Genomic DNA, 26083 nt, shown 5'->3' with positions numbered 1-26083 from the left:
ATGGCGGGAGAGTAAGCATCTGGCAATGTTGTTTGGCTTTCAGGCAACAATGTGCTATATAGGCACGCTTAGATTAAATTGTCATCTTTTAGAGTGCCTGTAATGTTTGCAGATTTACTTCTCCCCATGTTCGATGATGCGTATTATCCCGATATTCTGGTTGCTGAAATCAAACAGCACATCGAACATTTTGCCCAAAAAGTCGCTAAATCAGCTTTGTCAGATCAAGAAATTTACCAGCTTGCCCATCTGACCGTTGCTGATATTAATGCCATGAAACCGCAGTTTGAAGATCTGGATTCATCTCTGGATGATACCGCTGCAGATTATATTGCCGAAGCCATGATGATGGTGGTGCAAGAGCACGGGTTGTTCGAGATTGAAATGGAAGAGCTGATTACCAATCGTGAATGGTGATCGATAAAACCCTGCTACTGCAGGGTTTTTTATTATTTGTAGAAATAGTCTTTAAAACTTTTAAAGCGAATCGAGCTGAGTAATTTTTGCTCTTCATGCATGCATTGCTGATAAAGATTCTGGTAATAAGCCTGCAGATTTGACTGGTCCTGAATCGGTTGCGGTGTTTTGGATCTGGACTGTTGATAGGCCCAAAAGGCCAGCTGCCGCAGTTTTTGCAGTTTGATCTGATCAATTGCACTACAAGAACTTTTAAATAAAGGTTCTAAGGTCACAGCGCCAAAAGAGGAAAGCGCTAAAATGATCATGCTGATGATCACCAACATATCTGAATGAATTACATACAGATTCAGCAATAAAACCAGAAAAATCGGAATTTGCAGATACAGACAGTTCTGCAAGCGCTGACTATAGGCTTTGGAGCTGAATTGCGCCTGATATTGTGCATACCAGATATAGGGATAAAGCAGGGCCATTAACATGATCAAGGTGACATTAAAGGCGATCGTGGCATTCTTGAAAAAATAATATTCCAGAAGTACTGAGCTGATGCTACAGGCCACGCAGATTAAAAGAGACAGTAAATTAATCGCGATCACAAACTGGAGATTTTGCAGGGCATTAAATTTGAAGCGGCTATAACGCAGCTTCAGGAAAAAAGCGTCTGGATGGCGTAATTGTAATGTGGCGAGATCGAAGTATTTTAATTCTGACATGAGGATTTCGCGCTAAAAGAATAAAATTCAGGCACAAAAAAACCAGCCTAATGCTGGGTTTTCTATTGCACCATTTTAATAAAGATTAAAATGGTGCCCGAGGCCAGACTCGAACTGGCACGCTTTGTGGGCGGGGGATTTTAAATCCCCTGTGTCTACCGATTTCACCACTCGGGCATGTGCGCAATAATAGAGGACGAAATAAAGCTTGGCAAGCACATTTCTAAATGATTGCTTTCTTTTCAAGCAATTCCGTGGCTTCTCTCTAAAAAAAACTAGCAAATCAATCTGTTTTTTTAAGGACCCTTATTAAAAATATTCAAGATGGCTAATCAAAATGATAGAGCACTATGAGTTCTCGTCCAAATAACTGTCGACATCCAGATGCTTGATGGTTTTACAGTATTGATGCTCATGTTTCAGCAGCTGGGTATATAATTCGGCATAGTGATTTAATTGCTGTTTTAGTTCGGCATGCCGAGGATGATTGCTTGAACAAAAACGTAATTTTAGTCGAAGCATACAGGTCTGTTTATAAGCCCAGAAGCAGATTCTACGTAATTGTTGCAACTGATAATGTTCAGTATTTTGGCTGTTTTCCCGGAACAAGTTTTCCCGATAAAAACGGATAAAGCCAAAGCTCACTCCAAAAAAGAATAAACTCCACATCAGTAGGCTACTTTGTACAAAAAACAGATTTAAGGTTTGTAGTAGAATCACCACAGCCATCTTGATTGGGGTATGGCGTAATAACTGATATAGCGAATAAGAAGAATGCTGAACCTGTTGCAGAATTAAGGTGAGACTCAACATCAGGAACAACAGTATCGCCAAAATGGCATAACTTTGCGCCTGAAATTCGCTCACTTGCACAAAAGATTGCTTTATGACGTCACCGAACATCAAACTGACGGGAATAAAAATCATGGCCGCCAAGACCCAGGGAATCAAAAGCTTGGCTTTATCCCAGATCCCACGGATTTTGATCTGGCTATAGAACAGGTAATTGCCTTTAAATGCAGTCGGATACTGTTGTTGAAGTTGCTGCAGCAACAAAGTCACTTGGGTAGTGGGCATCATCCAGAGATTGATTCAGAAATAGACACAGGCACTATAGTCGATTTGACGCAGAATCACAGGACAAATCCATTTTCAGCGCTTATCATTGCTTTAATCACGAAGATTTTAGTTTTTTAGCCACGAATTATGCGAAAATAGCCGATTCAAGATTTATTTTTTTAAGGACAGTTTATGACTGATCAATCTCCTGAGGCGTTAAGCGACATCGAAATTTTAGACATCCTGCAAAGCATGAAAAAGGATGAACTAAATACTGAGGCGAAAGAAGTGATTCGTCAGGGTGGTAAAGCTGGTCGTCAGGAAGCGCATAAAGAAGCGTTAGTGGCATTGAATCAGTCATTTGAAGACAAATTTGTCGAAGCGGTATCTTTGGCTTTGGGCCTGAATACGGCACAAATCAAAAAAATCCGTTATAAAAAAGACCGCGTCCGTATTTTAAAAGTGCGCGGAATTGATTATATGGCGATTGATGGTGCTGAAACTGCACAGGTACTGTCACAAATTGCCCAAGCAATTCTGCGTGAAGATGCGATTGTTACCCATGACCTGCATAATATTTTTCCATTCTGGAAAGAAGGCTGGCCTATGGTGCAGTTCGACAATGCTTACAAGATTCTAGAAGATGATATCCAGATTCACTATCAAGCTGTTTTAGATGCATTGTTAACAAAGATCTAAGCACCTCAATAGATGTAAAAAAGCACCGTTAGGTGCTTTTTTATGATTGAATTTACTGGTTTGAATAAAACAAACTTAAAATAAAACTGATAGGAACGATAAATAGTCGTCCCCATAAAATCAAAGGTATGGCCAAATACTGTCCCCAACTCATGGTTCGGTCATAATGGCCACGGTGACGCTGGTAACCATAAGGGGTAATGATGCAAGCAAAAATCAATAAAATGATCGCTAAAAACAAGAACAGCGGATTTTGTTGTTGAGCAAAAAAGAAATAGATTAAATACAGTCCTGAATAAAAACTAAAACAAGCCAACAGCGCAGAAATGGACATCACTCTATCCTTATGATTTTTATTTTAAAATAGAGGAAGAATCAGATTATTCTGATTCTTCCTGAATTAATGGATTGATTTCAATGATCCGAGTCACCAGCAACTGGTCAATCTTGAAATGATCGACATCGACGACTTCAAATTTATAACCGGCATGAATGACGGTATCGGCAGGACGCGGAATTTTACGCAGCTTGAACATCATAAAACCAGCCAGTGTTTCGTAATTTTCCTCATCTGGCATTGAGTCGATTTCAAGCGCATGTTTCATGTCTTCAATTGGCGTGCTGCCTTCAATCAACCAGGAATTATTGTCACGCTTAATAATTTGCTGATCGGCTTCAATTGGTGTCACCCAGTCGCCCATTACAGTAATCATAATGTCGGAGAGGGTAATCACCCCAACCACCAGCGCATATTCATTAATGACGACGGCAAATTTTTCCTTGGTCGAGCGAAAACGGTCCAGAACTTCCGATAAAGTTAAAGTATCCGGAATGGTCAGGACATTACGGATGGTATTTTCATTTAACTGTAGCAGCGACTGGTTATTCAGAATCCGTACCAGAATATCTTTGGCATCGACATAACCAATCACACTGTCGATGTCATTGCTACACACCAGAAACTTGGAATAGGGATATTCCGCCAGCTTTTGCCGAATACTTTCTTCTGGTTCATTTAGGGTAAAGAACACCACATTCTCACGGGTAGTCATACTCGAAGGTACATTACGCTCTTCCAGCTCGAATACATTTTCAATGAAATGATGTTCCTGTTTTTGCAGTACGCCAGCCTGCGCACCTGCATCCATCACTGCGGAAATATCATCAAAGGTAATATTATCATCACGAATGGTATTCACTTTAAACAGACGGAACAGCATGTTGGCAATAACATTAATGAGCCAGGCCAAAGGCTTACAGACTTTAATGAAAATCTGAATGGGTTCAATGACCGAGACTGCGATCTTTTCTGGTGCAATCATGGCCAGACGTTTCGGCATCAAGTCTGCAAATAGAATAAATAAAGAAGTGACGACAGTAAAGGAAAGTGCAAAGCTAATATTTTCAGCCCAAGGACCCTGGTAAAAGCGGGAAACAAAATTAAAAATATAAGGACGGAAGGCTCCTTCACCTAAAATACCGCCAAGAATGGCGACTGCATTTAAACCGATTTGAGAGGCTGCAAAGAAGTCAGCAGAATTTTCTTGTAGATCTAAAACTTTTTGAGCGCGATGTTCACCCGATTCAGCCAGAATTTTCAGTTTGACTTTACGGGCACCTGCGAGGGCGATTTCTGTTAAAGATAAAAAACCGGCCCCCGCGATGAGTATTAAGATAATCACGATATTTTGTAAGAGGCTCACAAATCCACCTGTGGATGAATAGTATCTTGGGATATTTTTAACACAAAAAAAGGCTTGAGGTGTAAAAACTACCTCTCAAGCCTTCAAAGTATAATCTTAAAAAATAAGAATTTAGAAGAATTTGAGTTTAATAGTGTGAAAATTGAGAATTATTGCTCAGGAATTCACGATTTTCTTCCTCAATCATTTGACGCGCAACATACAAAATCAGCTGACGTAACCAGCGATGTGCAGGGTGATGATGCAATAGAGGGCACCATGCCATTTTGAGTTCAAATTCGGGAATATAAAATGGAGGATCTTTCAGAATTAAATTATGATTCTTGGCTTGCAGGCGTGCGATCCGTGAAGGCAGGGTTGCCACCAGATCGACATTGGAGGCCAATAAACCTGGCATTTGATAATGACGGGTAAAGACCGAGATTTTACGTTTCTGGCCAATACGTTCCAAAGCCTGATCGATCCAGCCTAAACCGGCCTGTTTCTCCGGGTTGACCCCGAAGCCCACACCCATACCGGTTTTAGAGACCCAGATATGCTGTGCATCCAGATAGCTTTTTAAGTTCAGGTTGGTTGCAGCCGGGTGTTTATTGTTTAATAAACAGGAAAAACTGTCACGCCAGACCAGAACCTGATGAAAACTTTGCGGTATTTCATTAAAACGGTTAATCGCCAGATCAACTTTGCCTTGTTCCATGTCGCGATAAGACACATCACTCGGGGTTAGAAAGTCCAAGACCACGTTCGGTGCTTCTGAACGTAAGGCTTTGACCAGCCGAGGAACCAGTGTCGCTTCGGCATAATCCGAGGTCATAATCCGGAAGACACGATTTGACGTATAAGGACGGAACTCGGTACGCGGTTCCAGAATCATGGACAAGTCAGCCAGCGCATCGCGGATACGTGGCTGTAACTCAAGTGCACGTTCTGTTGGTGTCATGCCTTCAGAAGAACGGATCAGGAGAGGATCATTAAATAAATTGCGTAATCGGCGTAAAATATTACTCATGGCAGGCTGGGTAACGCCCAATTGTTCGGCTGCACGGGTGACATTTTTTTCGCGAAGAAGTACATCAAGATAAATTAATAGATTGAGATCGACCCGCTCCAGATTCATAAAAGAAATACCGAGAATAAATACAAGAAATTATGCTGATTATGCCATAACTGCCGGGCTTTGTGTAAAGCGCCGATGAAAAAAAAGCCATGAGAATGCAGATAAAATCTAGGGAATTTATGCAGGTTTAAGCTGAATGATTAATGATTTTATTCGACTGAGTAGAAGCACGGGCTAAGCAAAGATTCAGTATTTTCATGTATGCAGATCAACAGCTCCATAGCCAAGCTTTAAACTTTAAAAATACAGCTGTAATTGCGTGAATAATTGCGTGAAAAGTGTGCTATCTTGATAAATGCTTCAGCCTAAGAAATAATTCAAAATCATGATTATTTTTTAATAAAAGTGGATTTGAGCCAAGCCCAGACTTAAGTCTAATGAATTATTTTTAAGCAGTATGAAGGAAAAACGATCAATTTTATTTTAGTAAAATATAAAATAAAACAATATCTTATTTTAACATCACAGGATTATACTAAGACTTTCATCTACTCATTTTTTAAATAAATACTGAAGATTCTTGCAGACTATTGGATTAATTTTCATAAGCCCACTAATCTTTAGCTATCCCAACGGACCGGCGAAAATCTAAACAAGTTACTGAGGGTGTGATTTGAACGGTTCGTTGCAGAAAAATCCTAATATTATTACAGGAAAATATCATGACTACATACCAAACAGCGATTGATGCAATCCGCGAATTGAAAGCGAAATTCGGTAACACTTGGGCAGACATCAGTCCTGAAGATGCTGCGCGTATGCAAATCCAAAACCGTTTCAAAACTGGTTTAGACATTGCGAAATATACCGCGGCAATTATGCGTCGTGATATGGCTGCTTATGATGCAGACTCTAGCAAATACACTCAATCATTAGGTTGCTGGCATGGTTTCATCGCACAACAAAAAATGATTGCGAACAAAAAATACTTCGGTACGACTGAACGTCGCTACATTTACCTTTCTGGTTGGATGGTTGCAGCACTTCGTTCAGAATTTGGTCCACTTCCTGACCAATCTATGCACGAAAAAACTTCTGTTCCTGCATTGATCGAAGAAATCTACACTTTCTTACGTCAAGCTGACGCGAAAGAATTAAACGACTTGTTCCGTGCCCTTAAAAAAGCACAAGAAGCGGGCGACACTGCTAAAGCAGCTGAAATCACTTCACAAATCGACAACTTCCAAACTCACGTTGTGCCAATTATTGCGGACATCGACGCTGGTTTCGGTAACGAAGAAGCGACTTACCTTCTTGCTAAGAAAATGATCGAAGCGGGTGCTTGTGCACTACAAATCGAAAACCAGGTTTCTGACGCGAAACAATGTGGTCACCAAGCTGGTAAAGTAACAGTTCCACACGAAGACTTCATCGCGAAAATCCACGCACTTCGCTATGCATTCCTTGAAATGGGTCTTGACGACGGTATCATCGTTGCACGTACTGACTCTGAAGGCGCTGACCTGACTCAAAAAATCCCAGTGGTTAAAGAGCCAGGCGACATCGCTTCTCAATATATCAGCTACTTGGAAACATCTGAAATTGATATCGCTGATGCACAAGAAGATGAAATCCTGATCAAACGTGATGGCAAACTTCACCGTCCTAAACGTCTTGCTTCTGGCTTGTACCAGTTCCGTGAAGGCACGCAAATTGACCGCGTTGTACTTGACTGTGTAACCAGCTTGCAAAATGGTGCGGATCTTCTTTGGATCGAAACTGCGACACCAAACGTTGCTGAAATCGCTCACATGGTAAACCGTGTGAAAGAAACAGTTCCAAATGCGAAACTTGTATACAACAACTCACCTTCATTCAACTGGACGCTTAACTTCCGTCAACAAGCGTATGACCGTTGGGTTGCTGAAGGTAAAGACGTTTCTGCTTACGACCGTGCTAAGTTAATGAGCGCTGAGTACGATGCAACTGAACTGGCTGCTGAAGCTGACGAAAAAGTTCGTACCTTCCAAGCAGATGCTGCGCGTGAAGCGGGTGTGTTCCATCACTTGATCACACTTCCGACTTACCACACAGCTGCACTTTCTACGCATGAACTTGCTCAAGGTTACTTCGGTTCTGAAGGCATGTTGGCTTATGTTGCTGGCGTACAACGTAAAGAAATCCGCGGCGGTATCGCATGTGTTAAACACCAGGCAATGGCTGGTTCTGACATCGGTGATGACCACAAAGAAATCTTCGCTGGTGACAATGCATTGAAAGCTGGTGATGACGCTAAAAACACAATGAACCAGTTCAGTGCTTAATCTGCTGAATTGATTCACCAAAAAACCCTGCATCTGCAGGGTTTTTTATTTGGAAAAATGCTATTAATAAATAGGAAATGGCAACCTCAAGAAAGTATTCAAGTAAGATCATCCATAATTTCTCCATGATTGGTTTTTATCACAGTTATTATGTGTTTAATTCTTGCATTTTACTGCTATGTCACTGAATACTTAGATATAGCTTGCTCGTATTTGGTCTAAATTCATCCCTATTTAATTAAAAAGTGACTCGGACTTATGCTGTCTAAATTTTTTATCCACCGCCCGATCTTTGCTGGGGTATTGGCGATTGTCGTGATGGCGATTGGCCTGTTCGCAGTGATGAACCTGCCAGTGGAACGTTATCCGGATATTGCCCCGCCACGGATAACGGTGGCAGCAACCTATAGTGGCGCTTCTGCGGAAACTGTGGAAGAAAGCGTGACCCAGGTGCTGGAGCAGCAGATTAAAGGGATTGACCATTTACTGTATTTTAGTTCGAGTAGTGATTCTTCAGGGCGCAGCCGGGTCAGCATCAGCTTTGAAAATGGTACCGACCCCGATACAGCACAGGTTCAGGTACAAAATGCGATTAATGGGGTATTGAACCGTTTACCGGAAGATGTCCAACGCCAGGGCGTTAACGTGTTTAAATCTCTCGGCGATACCCATATGGTGATCAGCCTGTATGATGAGTCCGGCCGCAGTAACAATATTGAACTTTCTGATTACTTGATGACACATCTGGAGCAGGACATTTCCCGGATTGAAGGCATTGGTGAAGTCGATGTTTTTGGTTCTCAATATGCGATGCGGATCTGGCTGGATCCAGGAAAACTCAAACAGTATAAGCTGATGCCAAGCGATGTTCGTGCCGCCATTGAAGCTCAGAATACTCAGGTGGCTGCGGGCGCGATTGGGGATTTGCCGGCAGTGGATGAACAATACCTGAATGCTAAAGTCACCTCGGGTTCCCGTCTAAAAACCGTTGAAGAATTCCAGAATATTATTGTCAAATCGGATCGTGCCGGTAGTTTTATTTATTTAAAAGATATTGCACGGGTCGAACTTGGTGCTGAAAGTTATCAGTCTTATAGCACCAATAATGGTTATCCTTCGGCAGGTCTTGGAATTTCTCTGGCCTCAGGTGCCAATGCCATTGCCACCTCAAACTTGATTAAAGCTGAAGTTGCCCGTATTTCCCAGCAATTGCCCGAAGGCTATAAAATTGCCTATCCACGAGACAATACGCCCTTTGTACAAGAGTCGATTAAAGAGGTGGTCAAAACCCTGATCGAAGCGATCATTCTGGTTATCATGGTGATGTTCATTTTCTTGCAGAACTGGCGTGCCACCTTGATTCCTACCGTAACGGTGCCGGTGGTGATTTTGGGAACCATGGCAGTGCTGTATGCACTGGGCATGAGTATCAATACCTTGACCTTATTCGCTTTGGTTCTGGCCATTGGTCTATTGGTTGATGATGCGATTGTGGTGGTAGAAAACGTGGAACGGCTGATGCATGAACAGCATTTGTCTGCCAAAGAGGCGGCGTTAGAGTCCATGCAGGAAATTAGTGGGGCATTGGTCGGAATTACCTTAGTTCTAACTGCTGTATTTATTCCGATGGCGTTCTTTGGCGGTTCTACCGGGGTGATCTACCGACAGTTCTCCATCACTTTGGTCGCGGCCATGTCCTTATCCTTATTGGTGGCCTTGATTCTAACCCCAGCACTGTGTGCACTCATTCTGAAACCGAATCCAAAACCGGCAAAATGGGCGGCATGGTTTAACCAGAAGCTGGATCATTTAAAGTATCGTTATCTGCATCTTTCCAAAGTCACGACTCAGCATCAGGCCATTTGTTTACTGCTTTTTGCCGGCTTGATCTGTGTCTTTGCACTGTTTTACCGTGCTTTGCCAACCAGTTTTTTGCCGAGTGAAGATCAGGGGATTTTAAGCCTGCAAATCAAAGTGCAGGAAGGTGCTCCGATGAAAAATACCATTCAGGTCGGAGAAGAGGTTCGTAAATATTTTCTGGATCAGGAACAGGCCAATGTCAGCCTGGTGATGATTCGTTATGGCCGCAATTTCTCGGGAACTGGCCAGAATCTGGCCACCGGTTTTGTGGCATTAAAACACTGGAATGAACGTTCCGGTCAGGACAATACCGCACCCGCGATTCGTGAACGGGCTTTGAAGCATTTTCAAAGTAACCCTAATGCACAAATCAACGTATCCATGCCCGCGTCAGTCAATGGTCTGGGACAAACCGATGGTCTGGATTTCTGGATTCGGGATATCAATGGTAATGGCCGGCAGTATCTGGAACAGCAATTTCAGGCACTGGAAGCTCAGGCTGGCAATTATGCAAGCTTTGAAAATCTGGGTAAACGTTCTAATCCTGAAAAAGCCGAACTACGCGTCAATATTGACCAAAAACAGGCCATGGCCAATGGTCTGACCCAAACGGCAATTAACAGCACCTTATCTAGCGCTTGGGGTGGCAGTTATATCAATGACTTTATTGATCGCGGCCGGATTAAACGGGTGATCATGCAGGGCGATGCCGAATTTCGTTCCAAGCCGGAAGATCTGGCACAATGGCATGTCCGCAATGACCAGAATCAAATGGTGCCTTTTAGTAACTTCTCGCAAGTGGACTGGAGTGGTGGTCCGGAAGTGGTCAACCGTTTCATGGGCTATACCGCACTACAGATGGAAGCAGATCGGGCTCAAGGCAGCAGCTCCGGTCAGGCCATGCAGGATGTAGAGGCGCTGATTGCTGAACAGGACGGTGTAGATGTGGTCTGGAGCGGTTTATCCTTTGAAGAAAAACAGTCCAATAATCAGGCCATCTGGCTGTATCTGATTTCGATAGGTTTTATTTTCCTGTGTCTGGCCGCATTGTATGAAAGCTGGAGTATTCCAACGGCGGTAATGTCAGCAATTCCTCTTGGTATTGGCGGCAATATTATTTTCAGTTATTTGGCTGGCTTCCCGAATGATATCTATTTTCAGATTGCCTTGCTGACCACCATTGGCTTGTCCTGTAAGAATGCCATTCTGATTGTGGAATTTGCTTCGCTGGCACAGCAACAGGGAAAATCGGTGGTGGAGGCAGCATTGGAAGGTGCTTCCCTGCGTCTGCGTCCGATCCTGATGACTTCCTTGGCTTTTGGCGCCGGAATTTTACCTTTGGTCTTTGCCACGGGAGCAGGTGCGGTAAGCCGTCAGGAAATTGGTGTCAGTGTATTCGGCGGCGTAATTTTTGGAACCGTGCTGGTGCTAATTTTTATTCCCTTTATGTATGTGATGATTCGAAGTTTAATGGCTAAAAAAGAACCGGTTGATTCATGATCGTGCGCTCAGAAAAACAATCCATAGCCTGACTCAATCCGGCTGTGATGATTTAGATGCACTGAGAGCAAGGGTAATGTTCGGAGGATGATGCTAAAATCCACGCCTTTGCGCTTATAACCATGGACTGCCTATGCCGAAAATTTCAGAAAAAATACAGCATATTCAACAACAGATCCGTTCTGAAAACCATGCTATGGCGATTGGCTTATTAAATGAGCTGAATGTCGCCGATCAGGCCAGTATTTTAAAAGGTTTGAAGTTAGAAGAACAGATCCGGATTTTTCAGGAACTCAAAGAACCGAGCCGGGTATTCGAGTTTATGCCACTCAGCCAACAAGTCAGTCTGGCTGAGCAATTACCGGTCGCACAGATTATTGCGATTTTAAATGCGCTCGATTCGGACAACTTTGTCGATGTTTATAAGCGATGTTCTCCACAGCTGCAGCAGCAGCTCATGGCAAAATTGTCCGAAGCGAGTCGGCAAACCCTAAAAGATCTGGCGATTTATCCTGAAGGGACTGCTGGTGCGCTGATGAGCTCCAGTTTTGTTTCTTTGCATCAGGATCTGTCGATTCATGACGCTATCCAAATGTTGCGTGTGGTGGCCGCAGATCAGGAAACCCTGTATCTGATTTATATTGTTGATGAGCAGGACCAGCTGATCGGGGTAGTCTCTTTAAGGCAGATGATTCAGGCCAGTCCTGAAACCAGCATTGCCGAGATCATGCAAAGAGATGTGATTTACGCCAAGATTGGGGATGACCAAGAAGACGTCGCAAAAACTTTAACCTATTATGATTTTATGGCTTTGCCGATTGTCGATGAGCATAAAAAAATTCTTGGAATTGTCACTTATGATGATGCCATGGACATCATGGAAGCCGAAACCACCGAGGATATTTTAAAGTCAGGGGCGGTTGAGCCCTTAACTGAGTTAAGTTTAAAAACTGCGCCTATTTTTACATTGTACCAGAAGCGCGTATCTTGGCTGGTGATTCTGGTCTTTGGCAGTCTATTGTCCGGCATTGGCATTGCACATTATGAAGAGACCATTGCCGCGCATATTGTTCTGGTTTTTTTTCTGCCATTGCTGGTGGGCAGTGGTGGTAATGCCGGCTCGCAGTCGGCGACCTTGATGGTGCGTGCTTTGGCCACCGGTGATGTAGAGTTTAGAGACTGGTTTAGCCTGCTCAGCCGGGAAACCTTGGTGGCGTTGTGTCTGGGTGGTACCATGGCACTGGCTGTCTCGGTGTTGGGTTATGTCCGAGGGGATATCATGGTGGCTGTGGTTCTGGCGATCAGTATGCTCGGCATTGTGCTGATGGGCTGCCTGATCGGCATGAGTCTGCCTTTTATTCTGAACAAGTTTAAGATGGATCCGGCCAGTGCCTCTGCACCTTTGGTGACCTCTATTTGTGATGCCACCGGTGTGATTATTTATCTATTTGTTGCTTCCAAATTATTGTTTTAATTCACAGATTGCTACAACTTTGGTCTCAAAATAATTTATGCTGATGAAAGTCAGCCCTATTTTTGGAATCACATATGCCTGAGCCTGGACAAAAAACAAAACTGAGTCAACAAGAGGTCATTCGTCTGGAACGTGATCTGGCCAAGTTTGCCAACATGATGGATTCAGTGGTACGTATTCCATTTACCAAGCAAGGGGTAGGGGCAGATGCCGCGCTGAGTACGATTCCGGTCGCTGGAGATATCGCCGGTTTTGTATTGACCTGTTATGCCATTCATAAGGCCAAACAGATTGGGGTGCCGAGTGCCAAGCTGAATCCGGTCATGAAACTGGCGGTGATGGATGCGGTGGTTGGATTTATTCCAGTGGCAGGTACCATTTTTGATATTTTTATTCGTCCCAGTCGCAAGGCGCTTGATGTGGTGCATGTTCATATTCGCGAAGAATATCAGATTCACAGTGATCGACATGTGGTACACCCTTTTTTGCATGAAAGCCTGGAACGCAAACAGCAGCAATCTGCATTTTGGCGCAATCCCGTAGTGGCCTGGATCTGGATTCATATCCCGGATATTTTAGGCACCTTGTTCCTAATTCTATTTGTTTTTGCGATTGGGTGGGGTGCGATGGCGTTGTATCAGTGGATCAGCGCATAAAGCCCTATATAAATAATGAATAATTGAATCCAATAAAAAAGCCTGCAAGTGCAGGCTTTTTTCAATCAATGAATAGTATTACTTAAGCACAATCAAGCTGTTGTAGTGCAGCAACACGTTGTTCGATGCTTGGATGCGTCTGGAACAAGGCAGCAAGGCTAAAGCCTTCTTCTTTACCCGCAGAAATCGCAAATGCTTTCATTTCTTTCGGCATGGCATCTGGCATTTCAGACTCTGCCTGTAAGCGCAATAATGCTGAAATCATAGCCTGTTTACCTGCCAAGCGCGCACCGGCTTCATCGGCACGATACTCACGCTGACGGGAGAACCACATCACAATCGACGACGCCAGAATACCGAATACGATATCCAGTACGATGGTAATTACAAAATAGGCAATACCCGGTGCTTCACCTTCTTCACGACCAAAAACGTTACGGTCAATAAAATCACCCGCAACACGTGCGAAGAACATGACGAAGGCGTTCACAACACCCTGAATCAGTGCCAGAGTGACCATATCACCATTGGCGACGTGACCAATCTCATGCGCCAATACTGCACGAAGCTCGTCTTTGTTCATACGCTCAAGCAGGCCAGTCGATACGGCTACTAAAGCATCGTTTTTATTCCAGCCAGTGGCAAAGGCATTGGATTGATAAGATGGGAAAATACCCACTTCCGGCATTTTAATGCCTGCACGCTGAGAAAGTTGTGCAACTTCATGGAGCAACCAGGCTTCAGCTTGGTTACGAGGTGCATTCGGGTCAATCAGTTCAGTACCCGTGGTCTTTTTCGCCATCCATTTAGACATGAACAGGGAAATCATTGAGCCAACCATACCGAACACGAAACAGATGACCAGCAGGTTGCCTAGATTCAAGCCACCTGCGCCATGGTAACTACCGACACCGAAGAGTGACAAGATAATGCCAGCTACAACCAGTACCGCGAGGTTGGTTAGCAAGAACAAACCAATCCGCATCATTGAGAAATCCTCTTATTACAGAAAAATAATCTGATTATTGAATGTAAATCATTGAAATCAATATGAGGTGAAATCGATAAGATTTCAAGAAAAAAATAGCAATTCGCTACAAAAAGACAGTATGTTTTTTGTCCATATTGAAAGATAGGTCTTTAAAAACAAAGCTGTTTCAAAATTACTCACTTAAATATATTTTTGCAGATGCTGTCGCATTGGCAGTGGCATAAGAACCCATCGGTGCATCAGTGAAGCTACCATCTGCTCGTGCAATGATCTGACGCTGATATTTTGCTGCCTGAACATTGGACGCCGTCGTGGTTTCAGTTGAATAATTGGCAGAGCTGGCAATGACACGACCAGTATCAGAAGAAGCGGTATATGTACCACTGGTGCTGCCCAGTCCCTGTGCGTACAAGTTCTGATAACGGCTGCTGACACGGCGGACATAGTCCTGAGTTTCACGAAAAGGTGGCACACCCTTATATTTGGCCACATTGCCTTCGCCGGCATTATAACCTGCCAGTGCCAAGGTAGTATTGCCATTAAAGCGTTTCAATAACCAGGCCAGATATTTGGCCCCAGCCATAATATTCTGCTGCGGGTCATAGGCATTGCTGACATTAAAACGACGTGCTGTCGCCGGCATAAGTTGCATCAGGCCTTGTGCACCGACTGGAGAGCGTGCCTGTACATTAAAACCGGACTCGGTATGCATCACAGCTTTGATCAGGCCTTCAGAGACACCATAGGTTTGCGCTGCCTGGCGAATAATCGAATCATAAGCATTTTTATTTCTACTATAGCTCGGCAAGACCGAAGCTTCACTGGAACCCCAATTGCTATAACTATGAATATTACTGTCTGGATAATAGGTCTTCTTTTCAACCTGAAGATGGTTATAGCGACTTTTCTTATTGGTTAATAAGGTGCTGCCATTGCTATCGCGCAACTGATAAATGGTTTGACCGGCATAGACCAACTGGCAACAACTCGCCAATAGCACAGCACTGATCCCATGACACCCCAAAACACGCAAATTTATTTTCATTGTTTATATTAGGTAAACACAATCGAGAAAAATTTAATTATGAGTTTAACAAAAAATTACGGAATGAAAAGACTTGTACGCTGCATTTATAAACGAGTTTGTAAGTGCAAGCCATTTTTTACATTTTAGAGTTAGAAAAAAAAATATGATTTAATTTAAAACCTTAGGGTTGACAGGTTTAACTAGTTGATTTTTATTAATAATTAAATTGGTTAAAAAGTGATCAATTTAAAGAAAAGCCTTATCTTTTGAGACGAAGAACTTGTCAAGTGCGTTTCAATCCACAAAGTTATCCACAGCTTTTGTGGACAACTGTGGAAAAGTCCAAAAACTAGGCATCTTGCTGATTAATTGAACTGAAACGTTCAATATATCAATCTAAATAAAACATGAAAATGAAACTAATATGACATTTGCATGAAAATAAATTCTTTTGATGCGATGCGGGCCTGAATCGGCTAAAATTGCGCGGTATTTTTATTTATGGGTGAATCTCGTCTATGTACTCGCCAGTTGAGTCCGAACAAGGATTTAATTTCAAACCTGAACTGCCAACAAGCTCAGCCTACTATCGTTTGTTAAAGAAGCTGCGTCGCCAGGTCGGACATGCCATTCGTGACTTCAAAATGATTGAAGAAGGCGATAAGGTCATGGTGTGTATTTCAGGTGGTAAAGACAGTTACACCCTGTTAGATATCATGTTGCAGTTCAAGCGTATCGCACCGATCAACTTTGATGTCGTGGCGGTGAATCTGGATCAGAAACAGCCAGGCTTCCCGGAAGATGTATTACCACGTTATTTAGAAGAAAATAACATTCCGTATTACATTCTGGAAAAAGACACCTACAGCATCACCAAAAAGTTGACCCCGGAAGGTAAGACTTATTGCGCCGTCTGTTCGCGTCTACGCCGTGGCTCTTTGTATGGCTTTGCCCAGGAAATTGGTGCGACCAAGGTTGCGCTGGGGCATCACCGTGATGATATTCTGGCGACCTTCTTCCTGAACCTGTTCCATGGCGGCAGCTTGAAGGCCATGCCACCAAAACTGTTGTCTTCTGACAAAAAGAACATTCTGATTCGTCCACTGGCTTATGTGGAAGAAAAAGACATCATCAAATATGCAGAAATGCGTCAATTTCCAATTATTCCATGTAATTTATGTGGCTCTCAGGCGAACCTGCAGCGCGCAATTATCAATGACATGTTACGTGATTGGGATAAGGCACATCCAAAACGTCTGCACAGTATTTTTGGTGCATTGCAAAATGTCTCGCCATCACAGCTGGTCGATCGTGAATTGTTTGACTTTGAAGTGCTGGACAGCCAGCGCGAATTTGACTTCAAAGACAGCTGTTCGACTGAAGAAGCGCTGGAAGGCGAGAAACGCCGGATTAATATGGTCAATCTGGGCTTTGCCGCAGAATAATTTCAGCACACAGATATCAGCCTTCGGGTTGATGTCTGTATGAAAAACAAATAAAAATAGAACTACAAAAATTGAACGACGCGTACAAAATTCGTTAGCCTTTGCGCTAATGATCATGATATAACAAAGCACGAGCATAATAGCTTCAACATGATGTCGTCTGGATAGTCGACACAAATGAACAAATAATTTGAGGAAAGATCATGCCTGCTTTTTTAACTGATGATTGGTTTTCAACTGTAGAAACACTTACTGCGCAAGCTGGTGATTTAAACTTGCCACCAGCTTTGGCGAACCTGGCGATTAATTTGGTTGTAGCGGACACTACAGGTAATACTGAACTATCTTTAGATGGTGGAGCAATTAAAAAAGGTTTGTCTTCAAATGCCAAAACGACTTTGAATATGGACGGCGAAACGTTACGTAAAGTTTTTCTGGAGTTTGATATGGCCGCAGCCATGCAGGCATTTATGACCGGTAAAATCAAAGTACAGGGTGATATGTCTCAATTGATGGCACTTCAAACTGCCAAACCGAGTCAGGAACAAAAAGATCTATTCAAGAAAGTACTTGAAAATACGACAGCTTAATTTTGCTGAACATCAGCTGAAATGAGCACAAAAAAAGCTTACCTTTGAGGTAAGCTTTTTTATCGCCGGATAGAATAAAATCCAGCTCATCAGACCTTAGATATTCACCAATTGTGGTGTGGTCTTGATGTGTTCCAGATAAGCACGAATACGGGTTACATATTGTACTGCCTGACGATAGCGGCCGTTATTGGCTTTATTCTGATCCAGATAGGCATAGAGGTTGACCCAGTTATTTGGATTCTTGCCTTGTGACTGAATACGTTTTTGTAACTGATTCACTGCACCTGGGCCCATATTATAAGCGACCAGTGCAAACCAGTTGCGATCTGGATAAGGAATATGCTCATAGCGGCTCAGCATTTGATCATAATACTTGGCACCACCCTGAATGCTTTGGGCTGGATCGGTACGATTGCTCACACCCATTGCTTTAGCAGTGCTATTGGTCAGCATCATCAAACCGCGAACACCTGTCGGAGAGACTGAGTTCGGTTTCAGATAAGATTCCTGATAACCAATGGCAGCTAATAAATGCCAATCTAGATCATATTGCTGCGCTGTCTGTTTAAAGCTTGCTTTATAGATCGGTAACCGGTTGCTCAAATCACGTTGAATGGCTGTCCAAGATTCCTCTTTCACCACATTCTGATTATAAAATGAAGCAAGCTGCTTGATGGCACCACTTTGTTTGCCTTTACAGATAAAAGCACTAGCAGTCTGGCTCAAGGGATCTGTGGCAGATTTAAATACCAGATTTAAATTGGTATTCAAGCCATTACTCACCAAAATAGACTGATCACCACAGGTGGCGGAGAATGAAGTCAAGCGCTTATTTTCAATTTCACCTAAATCGGTGGTGGTCATGGCCAGATTGGCTTTGCCCTGAGCAACCCATTGCAGTGCAGTGGCATTATTCGGGACAATTTTAAAATCCAGTTTCACATTCAGACTGTTGGCATAGTTGCGCACCAGGTCATAACCGAAGCCATGCAGATGTTGTCCATCCTGAAATACGGTGGTCGGATTTTCGACTGCAACCACGGTCAGCTTATTGCTATTGACCACATGATCAAACTGAAGTGTGGTCTTACTTGCATTGATACTATGAAAGGGAATAAATGCAGTGCTCAGTACAAGTGCTTTCAAAGGGAGAGAAGAAATTACAGATCGTAGGCAAAGCCTCGACCCAGTGGATGAACTACTGTGCATGTTGTCTCCGCTACAAGTAATTTATGCCCTAAAAATCACAGCCAACATAGCCAGAAATTTTAACAGTTTGATAAATTCAATAAGGGTTGGGCAGTCATGACGTCATTCAAAATGACAAGAGATTTACGCATCATTATGTAGAAAAACTACATAGATTAAAAAGTAAGCATTTCCGGAAGTAGGTGGCATATTAATGATCTAAAAAACGATTGTCAAATTTTGTACACAAATTATTATTAAAAATAATTTTAAGATACTGAAATATAATGTGATTTTTTTTTGAATTTTTTCATTGTTTTGAAATGGTAAATAAAATAAGCTGTTTGTAAGTTAATACACTGAAAATTTGATCAGCACGACGTATGAAATCCAACTTAATCACCCGTGGTGGACACGATAAATTGGTGGCAGAACTTAAGAATCTCTGGCATGAAGAGCGTCCGGAAATCACCAGAAAAGTGAACTGGGCAGCGAGTCTCGGCGACCGTTCGGAAAATGCCGATTACCAATATAACAAGCAAATTTTGCGTAAGATTGACCGCCGGGTCAGATACCTAGGCAAGCGTCTTGAAGAGCTAAAAATCATCGATTTTTCTCCAGAGCAGGAAGGCAAGGTCTATTTTGGAGCTTGGGTCGAGATTGAAAATGAAGAAGGCGAGCAGAAAAATTTACGTATTGTTGGAGTCGATGAAATTTATGATCATCATCCGCAGCATATCTCGATCAGTTCGCCCATGGCACGTGCGTTGTTGGGCAAGCAGGTAGATGATGAGGCTGAAGTGCTGACACCTTCTGGAAAGAAACGCTGGTTCATCAATTCAATTCGTTATGAAAAACCAGAAAATTCAGCAAATTAATGGAATTGATTTTATTTTGTGCAATTGATGCAGTGAAAGCATGAAAATATTTGCCAAGCGTGATTTTTGTTTATATCATGTCGGCCATGGAAGCGTGGCAGAGCGGTTTAATGCACCGGTCTTGAAAACCGACGAGGGTGTGAGTCCTCCGTGAGTTCGAATCTCACCGCTTCCGCCAAATTCTAAAAACCCAGTCAATTGACTGGGTTTTTTTATGCCTTTATTTTTATATTCATTATCAAGCTAATTCTGATTCATGTCGTTGCTTTATCTTGAATTAAATACCTCTTGGCATCGTTTAAGTATTAACTTCTTTAAATAAAAATACATTTCAGCTTTTGTTTCGACTGATTTTTAACTGAATGAACAGCTTTTGCTAAAAGTTTTGCTAAATTTTATTGCCAAAAATCCGATTTATTTATATGATGGCGGCCAAGGAAGCGTGGCAGAGCGGTTTAATGCACCGGTCTTGAAAACCGACGAGGGTGTGAGTCCTCCGTGAGTTCGAATCTCACCGCTTCCGCCAAATTCTAAAAACCCCAGTCGAAAGATTGGGGTTTTTCTTTTTAGGCAGCAACGATTCAATACTTTATTCATCAATAACCAGCTCATAGCTTAAAACTTGAAAAATGGACGCATGTGCCAAATATAGAGTCAGAGACATCAACGCGCTATCATATGCCCAAGCATCATATGGATCTCATTATGAAAATTGTCGCAGATGAAAATCTGGCATTTACCGATTATTTCTTTTCTGAATTTGCAGACATTCGTCATTGTCCAGGCCGTAACTTAATGGCACAGGATGTTCAGGATGCAGATGCATTATTGGTACGCTCAGTGACTCAGGTCAATGAAGCACTGCTACAGAATAGTTCGATCAAGTTTGTAGGCAGTGCCACTATTGGTACAGATCATCTGGATATTGCTGCATTGGAACAGCATGGGATTCAGTGGAGCAATGCAGCCGGCTGTAATGCACAAGCTGTGGCTGAATATGTCATTACCGCATTACTGCATGTACGTCCTGAGTTAGTAGATGCCAATGCAACATTTAGTCTGGGTATAGTCGGTTTGGGTAATGTTGGAACCCGTCTGGCTTATATGGCAAAACTTTTGGGCTGGCGCGTGATTGGCTATGATCCTTTGGTTCAAAGAGCGCAGGTTGATCAAGTTGAATTTAATGAATTGTTGCAGCAAGCGGATGCGATTTCGATTCATGTCCCTTTAACTCAAACGGGTCTTTATCCAACTTACCATTTATTCAATACGGCTACATTGGTGCAAATGCAGCCTGATGCAATTCTGATTAATTCTGCACGTGGGCCAGTGATTGAAGAGGCCGCCCTGATCCAGGATCTTAAAGCGACACAACGAACCGTGATTTTAGATGTTTTTGAACACGAACCGGTTATTTCAGCAGAGCTTCTGGATCTGCTGACGCTGGTGACGCCGCATATTGCCGGTTATAGCCTGGAAGGCAAGGCGCGTGGTACTCAAATGATCTATGACGCTTTTTGTCAAACTTTTGCTTTTGCAGCACATAAACAGTTCGAAACCCAGCTTCCGGTCTGCAAGCAGTTTTTCCAAAATCAGGATTTAAAAATGGTGCTAAAGCAATATTTAACGCAAATTTATGATATTGCCCGTGATGATCAAAATCTGCGTGCTTGTGTCAAGGATGGCAAAGTGGATCAGCAGGCTTTTGATCATTTAAGAAAAACCTATCCGCTGCGTCGTGAATGGGCTGCACATGGTGGGCCAAAAGCATGAATAGCACTTATCAGCCGACGTGTGACCTGAATGCCATGCGTGCACGTGCCACCTTATATGCACAAATCCGTCAATTTTTTGCTGAGCGGGATGTATTAGAAGTCGAAACACCAATTTTATCTCAAGCCGGTGTGACCGATGTGCATTTGGCTTCAGTACAGGCGCAGCGTCATGTACTGGCTAAAGCACATACGCATTATTTACAGACCTCACCTGAATTTGCCATGAAGCGTTTATTGGCCAGTGGCAGCGGGCCTATTTACCAGATTTGTAAAGTCTTCCGTGATGATGAGCATGGGCGTAAGCACAATAGCGAATTTACCATGCTGGAATGGTATCGTCCGGGCTTTAGCTTAAAAGATTTGATGTTCGAAGTAGCCGATCTGCTTAATGTGACGCTTAAAGCACGTTTTGCTGAAATCCGCCCAACCATTTTGAGCTATAAACATGCCTTTATGGGTCGTCTGGATATTAATCCATTGCAAGCGACCTTGCAGGAACTGAAAGACTGCTGTCGCCGTGTCGGTCTGAATCTGGATTTGGGTGAGGATCGGCTCGGCTATATCGACCTGTTATTTTCACATATGGTGGAGCCAAGTCTCGGTTTTGATACCGCAGTATTCCTGACCGATTTTCCGCCTGAAATGGCCTCTCTGGCGAAAACCCGAATCGATGAAGATGGGGAACTGGTCGCTGCACGTTTTGAGTTGTATATCGAAGGTTTAGAATTGGCTAATGCCTATGATGAGCTGATTGATGCCGAAGTTTTGCGCTCACGCTTTGAGGCGGATAATGCAGAGCGGGCCAGACTTGGGCTGCATGTTATGCCTATTGATGAGTATTTACTGGCGGCTTTACCGAATATGCCGGAATGTTCAGGGATTGCTTTGGGAATTGACCGCTTGCTCATGATCGCGACCAATCAGATGAAACTGGAGCAAGTGATTAGTTTCCCGGCGGATATTTCCTGATCGGGATTTGATTTTCCTTAAGCTCTTTAGAGGGCTGGGTCTCTGCACTAAATGATTGAAGCAATAAAAAAGCACCCTCGGGTGCTTTGTCTTTATTCAATAGATACAGTTTGTTGGGCTTTAAGTTCACCCAGTGCCTGAATACGCCGTTCAATCAGCATTTCGCCAATATCCGGGCCTTGAATATCGGCAGGCAGGTCTTGTGCTTTAATGGCACGTACTATCTGCATGGCATCAAGTACATATTGTGCTTGTGGATAGGCACGATCTTCCAGTCCTAAACGGCCACGTGAATCACATTCACAGGCCTGTACAAAAGCTTCGACACGCTCGGGACGACGTAAAACGTCCAGACGCTGCAATAATCGCCATAAAGTACCGGGTTTGAGATTAAATGCCTGATGACATTTCAGATGCTCTTTACATACTGCCAACGCCAGTTGCTTGGTATAGGTCGGTACTTTTAAGCGATCACACAGATCATTGACCGGCTTGATGCCACGTTCTTCATGCATGATATGCCGCGGTAATTCTTCAACCGGGGTTAATGCTTTGCCCAAATCATGCACTAAAACGGCGAAACGTACATCCAGGCTATAGTTTTGACGACACGCCTGCTGCAAGGACATCATGGTGTGAATGCCGCAGTCAATTTCCGGATGATATTCAGGGCGTTGCGGAATACCATATAAGGCATCTATCTCAGGAAATAAGACTTTTAAAGCGCCACATTGACGCAATACTTCAAAATACACATCAGCATGACGTTCTGTTAAGGCACGTGAAGTTTCTTTCCAGACCCGCTCCGGTGTTAATGCATTCAATTCACCGGATTCCGTCAAGCGCTGCATGAGTGCTAAAGTTTCATCCGCAATCACAAAACCTGCACTGGTATAGCGGGCCGCAAAACGGGCAATTCGCAGCACCCGTAATGGATCTTCGACAAAAGCATCGGAAACATGACGCAGCACCCGGTTATTCAAATCTTGCTGACCGCCATAAGGATCATAAATCTGACCGGCATCATCCATCGCCATGGCATTAATGGTCAGGTCACGACGGATCAAATCCTGTTCCAGGGTCACACTGATATCGGTATGAAAGTCAAAACCATGATAACCGGTGCCGGATTTACGTTCGGTACGGGCCAGTGCATATTCTTCTTTTGTTTTGGGGTGTAGGAAAACAGGAAAATCTTTGCCTACGGGCTGATAGCCTAAGTCAAGCATTTGCGCCGGAGTTGCACCAACGACCACATAATCTTTTTCGTGATAGGGGTGTCCGAGCAAATGATCCCGAACTGCACCGCCTACTAAATAAACTTGCATGAAAAAACCTCTATTCTTAGAAGCATCATGCTACAGAATAGAGGTTTTCTCAAGTTAAGAAACGAGGCGGATGCGTCGTTATCTTGTCATTGGATTAAAGTGCGTCTTGTTCCGCTTGCTGGATTTCTGCAACGGTAAGTGCAGTCATGTTCACCACGCGACGCGTAGTCGCAGTCGGAGTCAAGATATGTACCGGCTTCGCAGCACCCAACAGAATTGGGCCAATCGTCACGTTGTTGCCTGAAGTTGCTTTCAACAAGTTAAACGAAATGTTGGCAGCATCCAGATTCGGCATGATCAGTAAGTTTGCAGAACCTTTAAAACGTGAGTTCGGGAAGGCAAACTGGCGAATATTTTCATCCAGTGCAGCATCACCGTGCATTTCACCTTCAACTTCTAGCTCAGGCGCGATTTCAGACAGGATGTCATATACCTTACGCATTTTTTGCGCGCTGGCATCATGCTGGTCTGAACCGAAACTTGAGTGAGAAAGCAGGGCAATACGTGGGGTCATACCAAAACGGCGCACTTCTTCAGCAGCCAGAATGGTCATTTCCGCCAGCTGTTCAGCCGTTGGATTGGTGTTGACATAGGTGTCGGCAATGAACAGGTTGCGATCTTCAAGCATCAAGGCATTTAGGGTAAAGAAAGTGTTATGACCTTCTTTTTTGCCAATGATGTTGCTGACGAAGTCCAGATGAATGTCGTAGCTTGAATAAGTACCACAGAGCATGCCATCTGCCATGCCATGTTTGACCAGCATCGATGCAATTAAGGTAGAGCGACGACGCGCTTCACGCTGTGCATATTCAGGCGTTACGCCTTTACGCTGCATGATCTGGTAATAATCGTCTGCAAACAACTCATAATTCGGATTCTTTTCCTGATCAACAATCGTGATATTCACGCCATCTTCAAGACGTAGACCCAATTTTTTGATATTGGCTTCAATCACGGCTGGACGACCGACCAGAATAGGGATCGCCAAACCATCATCGACTGCAATTTGAACGGCGCGAAGTACACGCAGGTCTTCACCTTCCGCATAGGCAATACGCTTAGGATTCGATTTTGCCTGTTCAAAGATCGGTTTCATCACGAATGCCGAGTTATAGACAAACTCAGACAAACGTTGACGATAATGCGAGAAATCTTTAATTGGACGTGTTGCTACACCCGAATCCATGGCTGCTTGTGCCACTGCAGGTGCGATTTCAAGAATCAGGCGTTGATCTAGTGGACCCGGAATCAGGTATTCACGGCCAAATGATGCCGATTTCTCACCATAAGTTGCAGCATCCGCTTCGACGTGTGCCATACGCGCAATTGCATGTACACAGGCAATTTTCATTTCTTCGTTAATCGTGGTTGCACCAACGTCTAATGCCCCACGGAAGATGTACGGGAAGCAAAGTGCGTTATTGACCTGGTTTGGATAGTCAGAACGGCCAGTGGCCATGATCACATCATCACGAACTTCGTGTGCATGTTCAGGCAGAATTTCTGGATCCGGATTCGCCAGTGCGAAAATGATCGGATCTTTGGCCATCACCTTAACCATTTCTTTGGTCAGGATGCCGGCAGCAGAAAGACCAAGGAACATGTCTGCACCCGCGATCACATCACCAAGCTGAGTGGCTTCAATGTCCTGTACATACGCTTTTTTAGATTCATCCAGACCTTCACGATGCGTGGTCAGCAGACCACGTGAATCGGCAACGATGATGTTTTCTTTTTTAGCGCCCAAAGCACACAGCAGATTTAAGCAAGATAGCGCTGCAGCACCCGCACCTGATGCCACAATCTTGATTTCGTCAATTTTTTTGCCATTAATTTGCAGGGCATTCAGTAACGCAGAACCAACAATAATTGAAGTACCGTGCTGATCATCATGGAATACCGGAATATTCATGCGTTCACGCAGTTTTTGCTCGATGTAGAAGCATTCTGGCGCCTTGATATCTTCAAGGTTAATCCCGCCAAAAGTCGGCTCTAAGGATGCGATAATATCTACAATTTTATCTGGATCATTTTCAGCGATTTCGATATCGAATACATCAACACCGGCGAATTTTTTAAATAATACGCCTTTGCCTTCCATGACTGGCTTAGAAGCCAGAGGACCAATATTACCCAGGCCCAGCACCGCAGTACCGTTGGTCACTACAGCGACCAGATTACCGCGTGCGGTATACAATGCAGCAGTTGAAGGATCGCGTTCAATCTCAAGACATGGTGCAGCTACGCCAGGCGAGTAAGCAAGGGCTAAGTCACGTTGGTTGACCAATTGTTTGCTTGGTGTAACGCTGATTTTCCCCGGGGTAGGAAACTCGTGATAGTAAAGGGCCTGTTGCTTTAAAGATTGTTCGTCCATCAGTCTCTCGATCGTTGTAAAGATTACCCGGTCAGCGGGTAAAAAATTTA

21 protein-coding genes and 3 tRNA genes are annotated in these 26083 nt (G+C 43.5%); 13 read left to right on the top strand and 11 right to left on the bottom strand.

The window, feature by feature from the left end:
• The first annotated feature begins 102 nt into the window (after positions 1-102).
• Positions 103-417: a DUF5713 family protein gene (locus GVV58_RS05045; protein WP_005169878.1), complete on the top strand. Its 315-nt coding sequence runs from the start codon at positions 103-105 to the stop codon at positions 415-417.
• A 32-nt stretch (positions 418-449) separates the two neighbouring features.
• On the opposite strand, the gene GVV58_RS05040 is transcribed toward GVV58_RS05045, so the two are convergent.
• From GVV58_RS05040 to GVV58_RS05030, 3 genes are all read right to left on the bottom strand, one after another.
• Positions 450-1133: a hypothetical protein gene (locus tag GVV58_RS05040; protein WP_100329093.1), complete on the bottom strand. Its 684-nt coding sequence runs from the start codon at positions 1131-1133 to the stop codon at positions 450-452.
• 91 nt (positions 1134-1224) lie between these two features.
• Positions 1225-1310: transfer RNA gene (locus tag GVV58_RS05035), tRNA-Leu, on the bottom strand.
• Positions 1311-1481: 171 nt separating this feature from the next.
• Positions 1482-2210, bottom strand: coding sequence for a hypothetical protein (locus GVV58_RS05030; RefSeq protein WP_159516166.1), 729 nt, complete (start codon positions 2208-2210; stop codon positions 1482-1484).
• 174 nt (positions 2211-2384) lie between these two features.
• Between GVV58_RS05030 and GVV58_RS05025 the strand changes: the two genes are divergently transcribed.
• Positions 2385-2891, top strand: coding sequence for a hypothetical protein (locus tag GVV58_RS05025; protein ID WP_159516098.1), 507 nt, complete (start codon positions 2385-2387; stop codon positions 2889-2891).
• A gap of 52 nt (positions 2892-2943) precedes the next feature.
• Here GVV58_RS05025 and GVV58_RS05020 read toward each other — a convergent pair whose 3' ends face one another.
• The 3 genes from GVV58_RS05020 to GVV58_RS05010 form a co-directional block, all read right to left on the bottom strand.
• A complete protein-coding gene (locus tag GVV58_RS05020) occupies positions 2944-3225 on the bottom strand; it encodes a hypothetical protein (RefSeq protein ID WP_005097706.1) in 282 nt (93 codons plus the stop codon).
• A 46-nt stretch (positions 3226-3271) separates the two neighbouring features.
• A complete protein-coding gene (locus GVV58_RS05015; RefSeq protein ID WP_005097704.1) occupies positions 3272-4594 on the bottom strand; it encodes a hemolysin family protein in 1323 nt (440 codons plus the stop codon).
• Positions 4595-4721: 127 nt separating this feature from the next.
• A complete protein-coding gene (locus GVV58_RS05010) occupies positions 4722-5711 on the bottom strand; it encodes a LysR family transcriptional regulator (protein WP_005097703.1) in 990 nt (329 codons plus the stop codon).
• Positions 5712-6373: 662 nt separating this feature from the next.
• Between GVV58_RS05010 and GVV58_RS05005 the strand changes: the two genes are divergently transcribed.
• From GVV58_RS05005 to GVV58_RS04990, 4 genes are all read left to right on the top strand, one after another.
• Complete coding sequence (locus GVV58_RS05005; protein WP_159516097.1) at positions 6374-7975, top strand: isocitrate lyase; 1602 nt, start codon at positions 6374-6376, stop codon at positions 7973-7975.
• Positions 7976-8233: 258 nt separating this feature from the next.
• Positions 8234-11335, top strand: coding sequence for a multidrug efflux RND transporter permease subunit (locus GVV58_RS05000; protein WP_159516096.1), 3102 nt, complete (start codon positions 8234-8236; stop codon positions 11333-11335).
• Between the two features lie 133 nt (positions 11336-11468).
• Positions 11469-12809, top strand: coding sequence for a magnesium transporter (gene mgtE, locus GVV58_RS04995; protein WP_005097697.1), 1341 nt, complete (start codon positions 11469-11471; stop codon positions 12807-12809).
• A gap of 74 nt (positions 12810-12883) precedes the next feature.
• On the top strand, positions 12884-13465 hold the full coding sequence (locus tag GVV58_RS04990) for a DUF4112 domain-containing protein (RefSeq protein WP_159516095.1): 582 nt from the start codon (positions 12884-12886) through the stop codon (positions 13463-13465).
• A gap of 82 nt (positions 13466-13547) precedes the next feature.
• Here the strand turns inward: GVV58_RS04990 and htpX are convergent, their stop codons facing one another.
• A complete protein-coding gene (gene htpX / locus GVV58_RS04985; protein ID WP_005097694.1) occupies positions 13548-14453 on the bottom strand; it encodes a protease HtpX in 906 nt (301 codons plus the stop codon).
• Positions 14454-14628: 175 nt separating this feature from the next.
• Complete coding sequence (locus GVV58_RS04980; RefSeq protein ID WP_005097692.1) at positions 14629-15501, bottom strand: lytic transglycosylase domain-containing protein; 873 nt, start codon at positions 15499-15501, stop codon at positions 14629-14631.
• 500 nt (positions 15502-16001) lie between these two features.
• On the opposite strand from GVV58_RS04980, the gene ttcA reads away from it, so the two are divergent.
• Both ttcA and GVV58_RS04970 read left to right on the top strand, forming a co-directional pair.
• Positions 16002-16928 carry a tRNA 2-thiocytidine(32) synthetase TtcA gene (ttcA, locus tag GVV58_RS04975; RefSeq protein ID WP_005097691.1) on the top strand — a complete coding sequence of 309 codons (927 nt, stop codon included), beginning with the start codon at positions 16002-16004 and terminating at the stop codon, positions 16926-16928.
• A 203-nt stretch (positions 16929-17131) separates the two neighbouring features.
• Entirely contained in the window at positions 17132-17518 is a 387-nt protein-coding gene (locus GVV58_RS04970) for an SCP2 sterol-binding domain-containing protein (RefSeq protein WP_004280536.1), read from the top strand.
• A 96-nt stretch (positions 17519-17614) separates the two neighbouring features.
• Here GVV58_RS04970 and GVV58_RS04965 read toward each other — a convergent pair whose 3' ends face one another.
• A complete protein-coding gene (locus tag GVV58_RS04965) occupies positions 17615-18730 on the bottom strand; it encodes a transglycosylase SLT domain-containing protein (protein WP_005097690.1) in 1116 nt (371 codons plus the stop codon).
• A gap of 362 nt (positions 18731-19092) precedes the next feature.
• On the opposite strand from GVV58_RS04965, the gene greB reads away from it, so the two are divergent.
• From greB to epmA, 5 genes are all read left to right on the top strand, one after another.
• Positions 19093-19587, top strand: coding sequence for a transcription elongation factor GreB (gene greB, locus GVV58_RS04960; RefSeq protein WP_005097688.1), 495 nt, complete (start codon positions 19093-19095; stop codon positions 19585-19587).
• A gap of 88 nt (positions 19588-19675) precedes the next feature.
• Positions 19676-19765: transfer RNA gene (locus GVV58_RS04955), tRNA-Ser, on the top strand.
• 258 nt (positions 19766-20023) lie between these two features.
• Positions 20024-20113: transfer RNA gene (locus GVV58_RS04950), tRNA-Ser, on the top strand.
• 179 nt (positions 20114-20292) lie between these two features.
• Positions 20293-21360, top strand: coding sequence for a 4-phosphoerythronate dehydrogenase (locus GVV58_RS04945; protein ID WP_159516094.1), 1068 nt, complete (start codon positions 20293-20295; stop codon positions 21358-21360).
• On the top strand, positions 21357-22331 hold the full coding sequence (gene epmA, locus GVV58_RS04940; RefSeq protein WP_159516093.1) for an EF-P lysine aminoacylase EpmA: 975 nt from the start codon (positions 21357-21359) through the stop codon (positions 22329-22331). The genes GVV58_RS04945 and epmA overlap by 4 nt, the downstream gene beginning before the upstream one ends.
• A 92-nt stretch (positions 22332-22423) precedes the next feature.
• Here the strand turns inward: epmA and GVV58_RS04935 are convergent, their stop codons facing one another.
• Both GVV58_RS04935 and GVV58_RS04930 read right to left on the bottom strand, forming a co-directional pair.
• Positions 22424-23659, bottom strand: a complete 1236-nt coding sequence (locus GVV58_RS04935; protein WP_074383390.1) for a multifunctional CCA addition/repair protein — start codon at positions 23657-23659, stop codon at positions 22424-22426.
• Between the two features lie 94 nt (positions 23660-23753).
• Positions 23754-26033, bottom strand: a complete 2280-nt coding sequence (locus GVV58_RS04930; RefSeq protein WP_100357854.1) for an NADP-dependent malic enzyme — start codon at positions 26031-26033, stop codon at positions 23754-23756.
• Positions 26034-26083 lie beyond the last annotated feature (50 nt).

It is taken from the genome of Acinetobacter sp. 18QD2AZ41W, assembly GCF_009829025.1.
GTDB classification, from domain to species: domain Bacteria; phylum Pseudomonadota; class Gammaproteobacteria; order Pseudomonadales; family Moraxellaceae; genus Acinetobacter; species Acinetobacter pseudolwoffii.
Note: the sequence above shows the minus strand (reverse complement) of the source record. Positions and strands in the feature narration are given on the sequence as shown.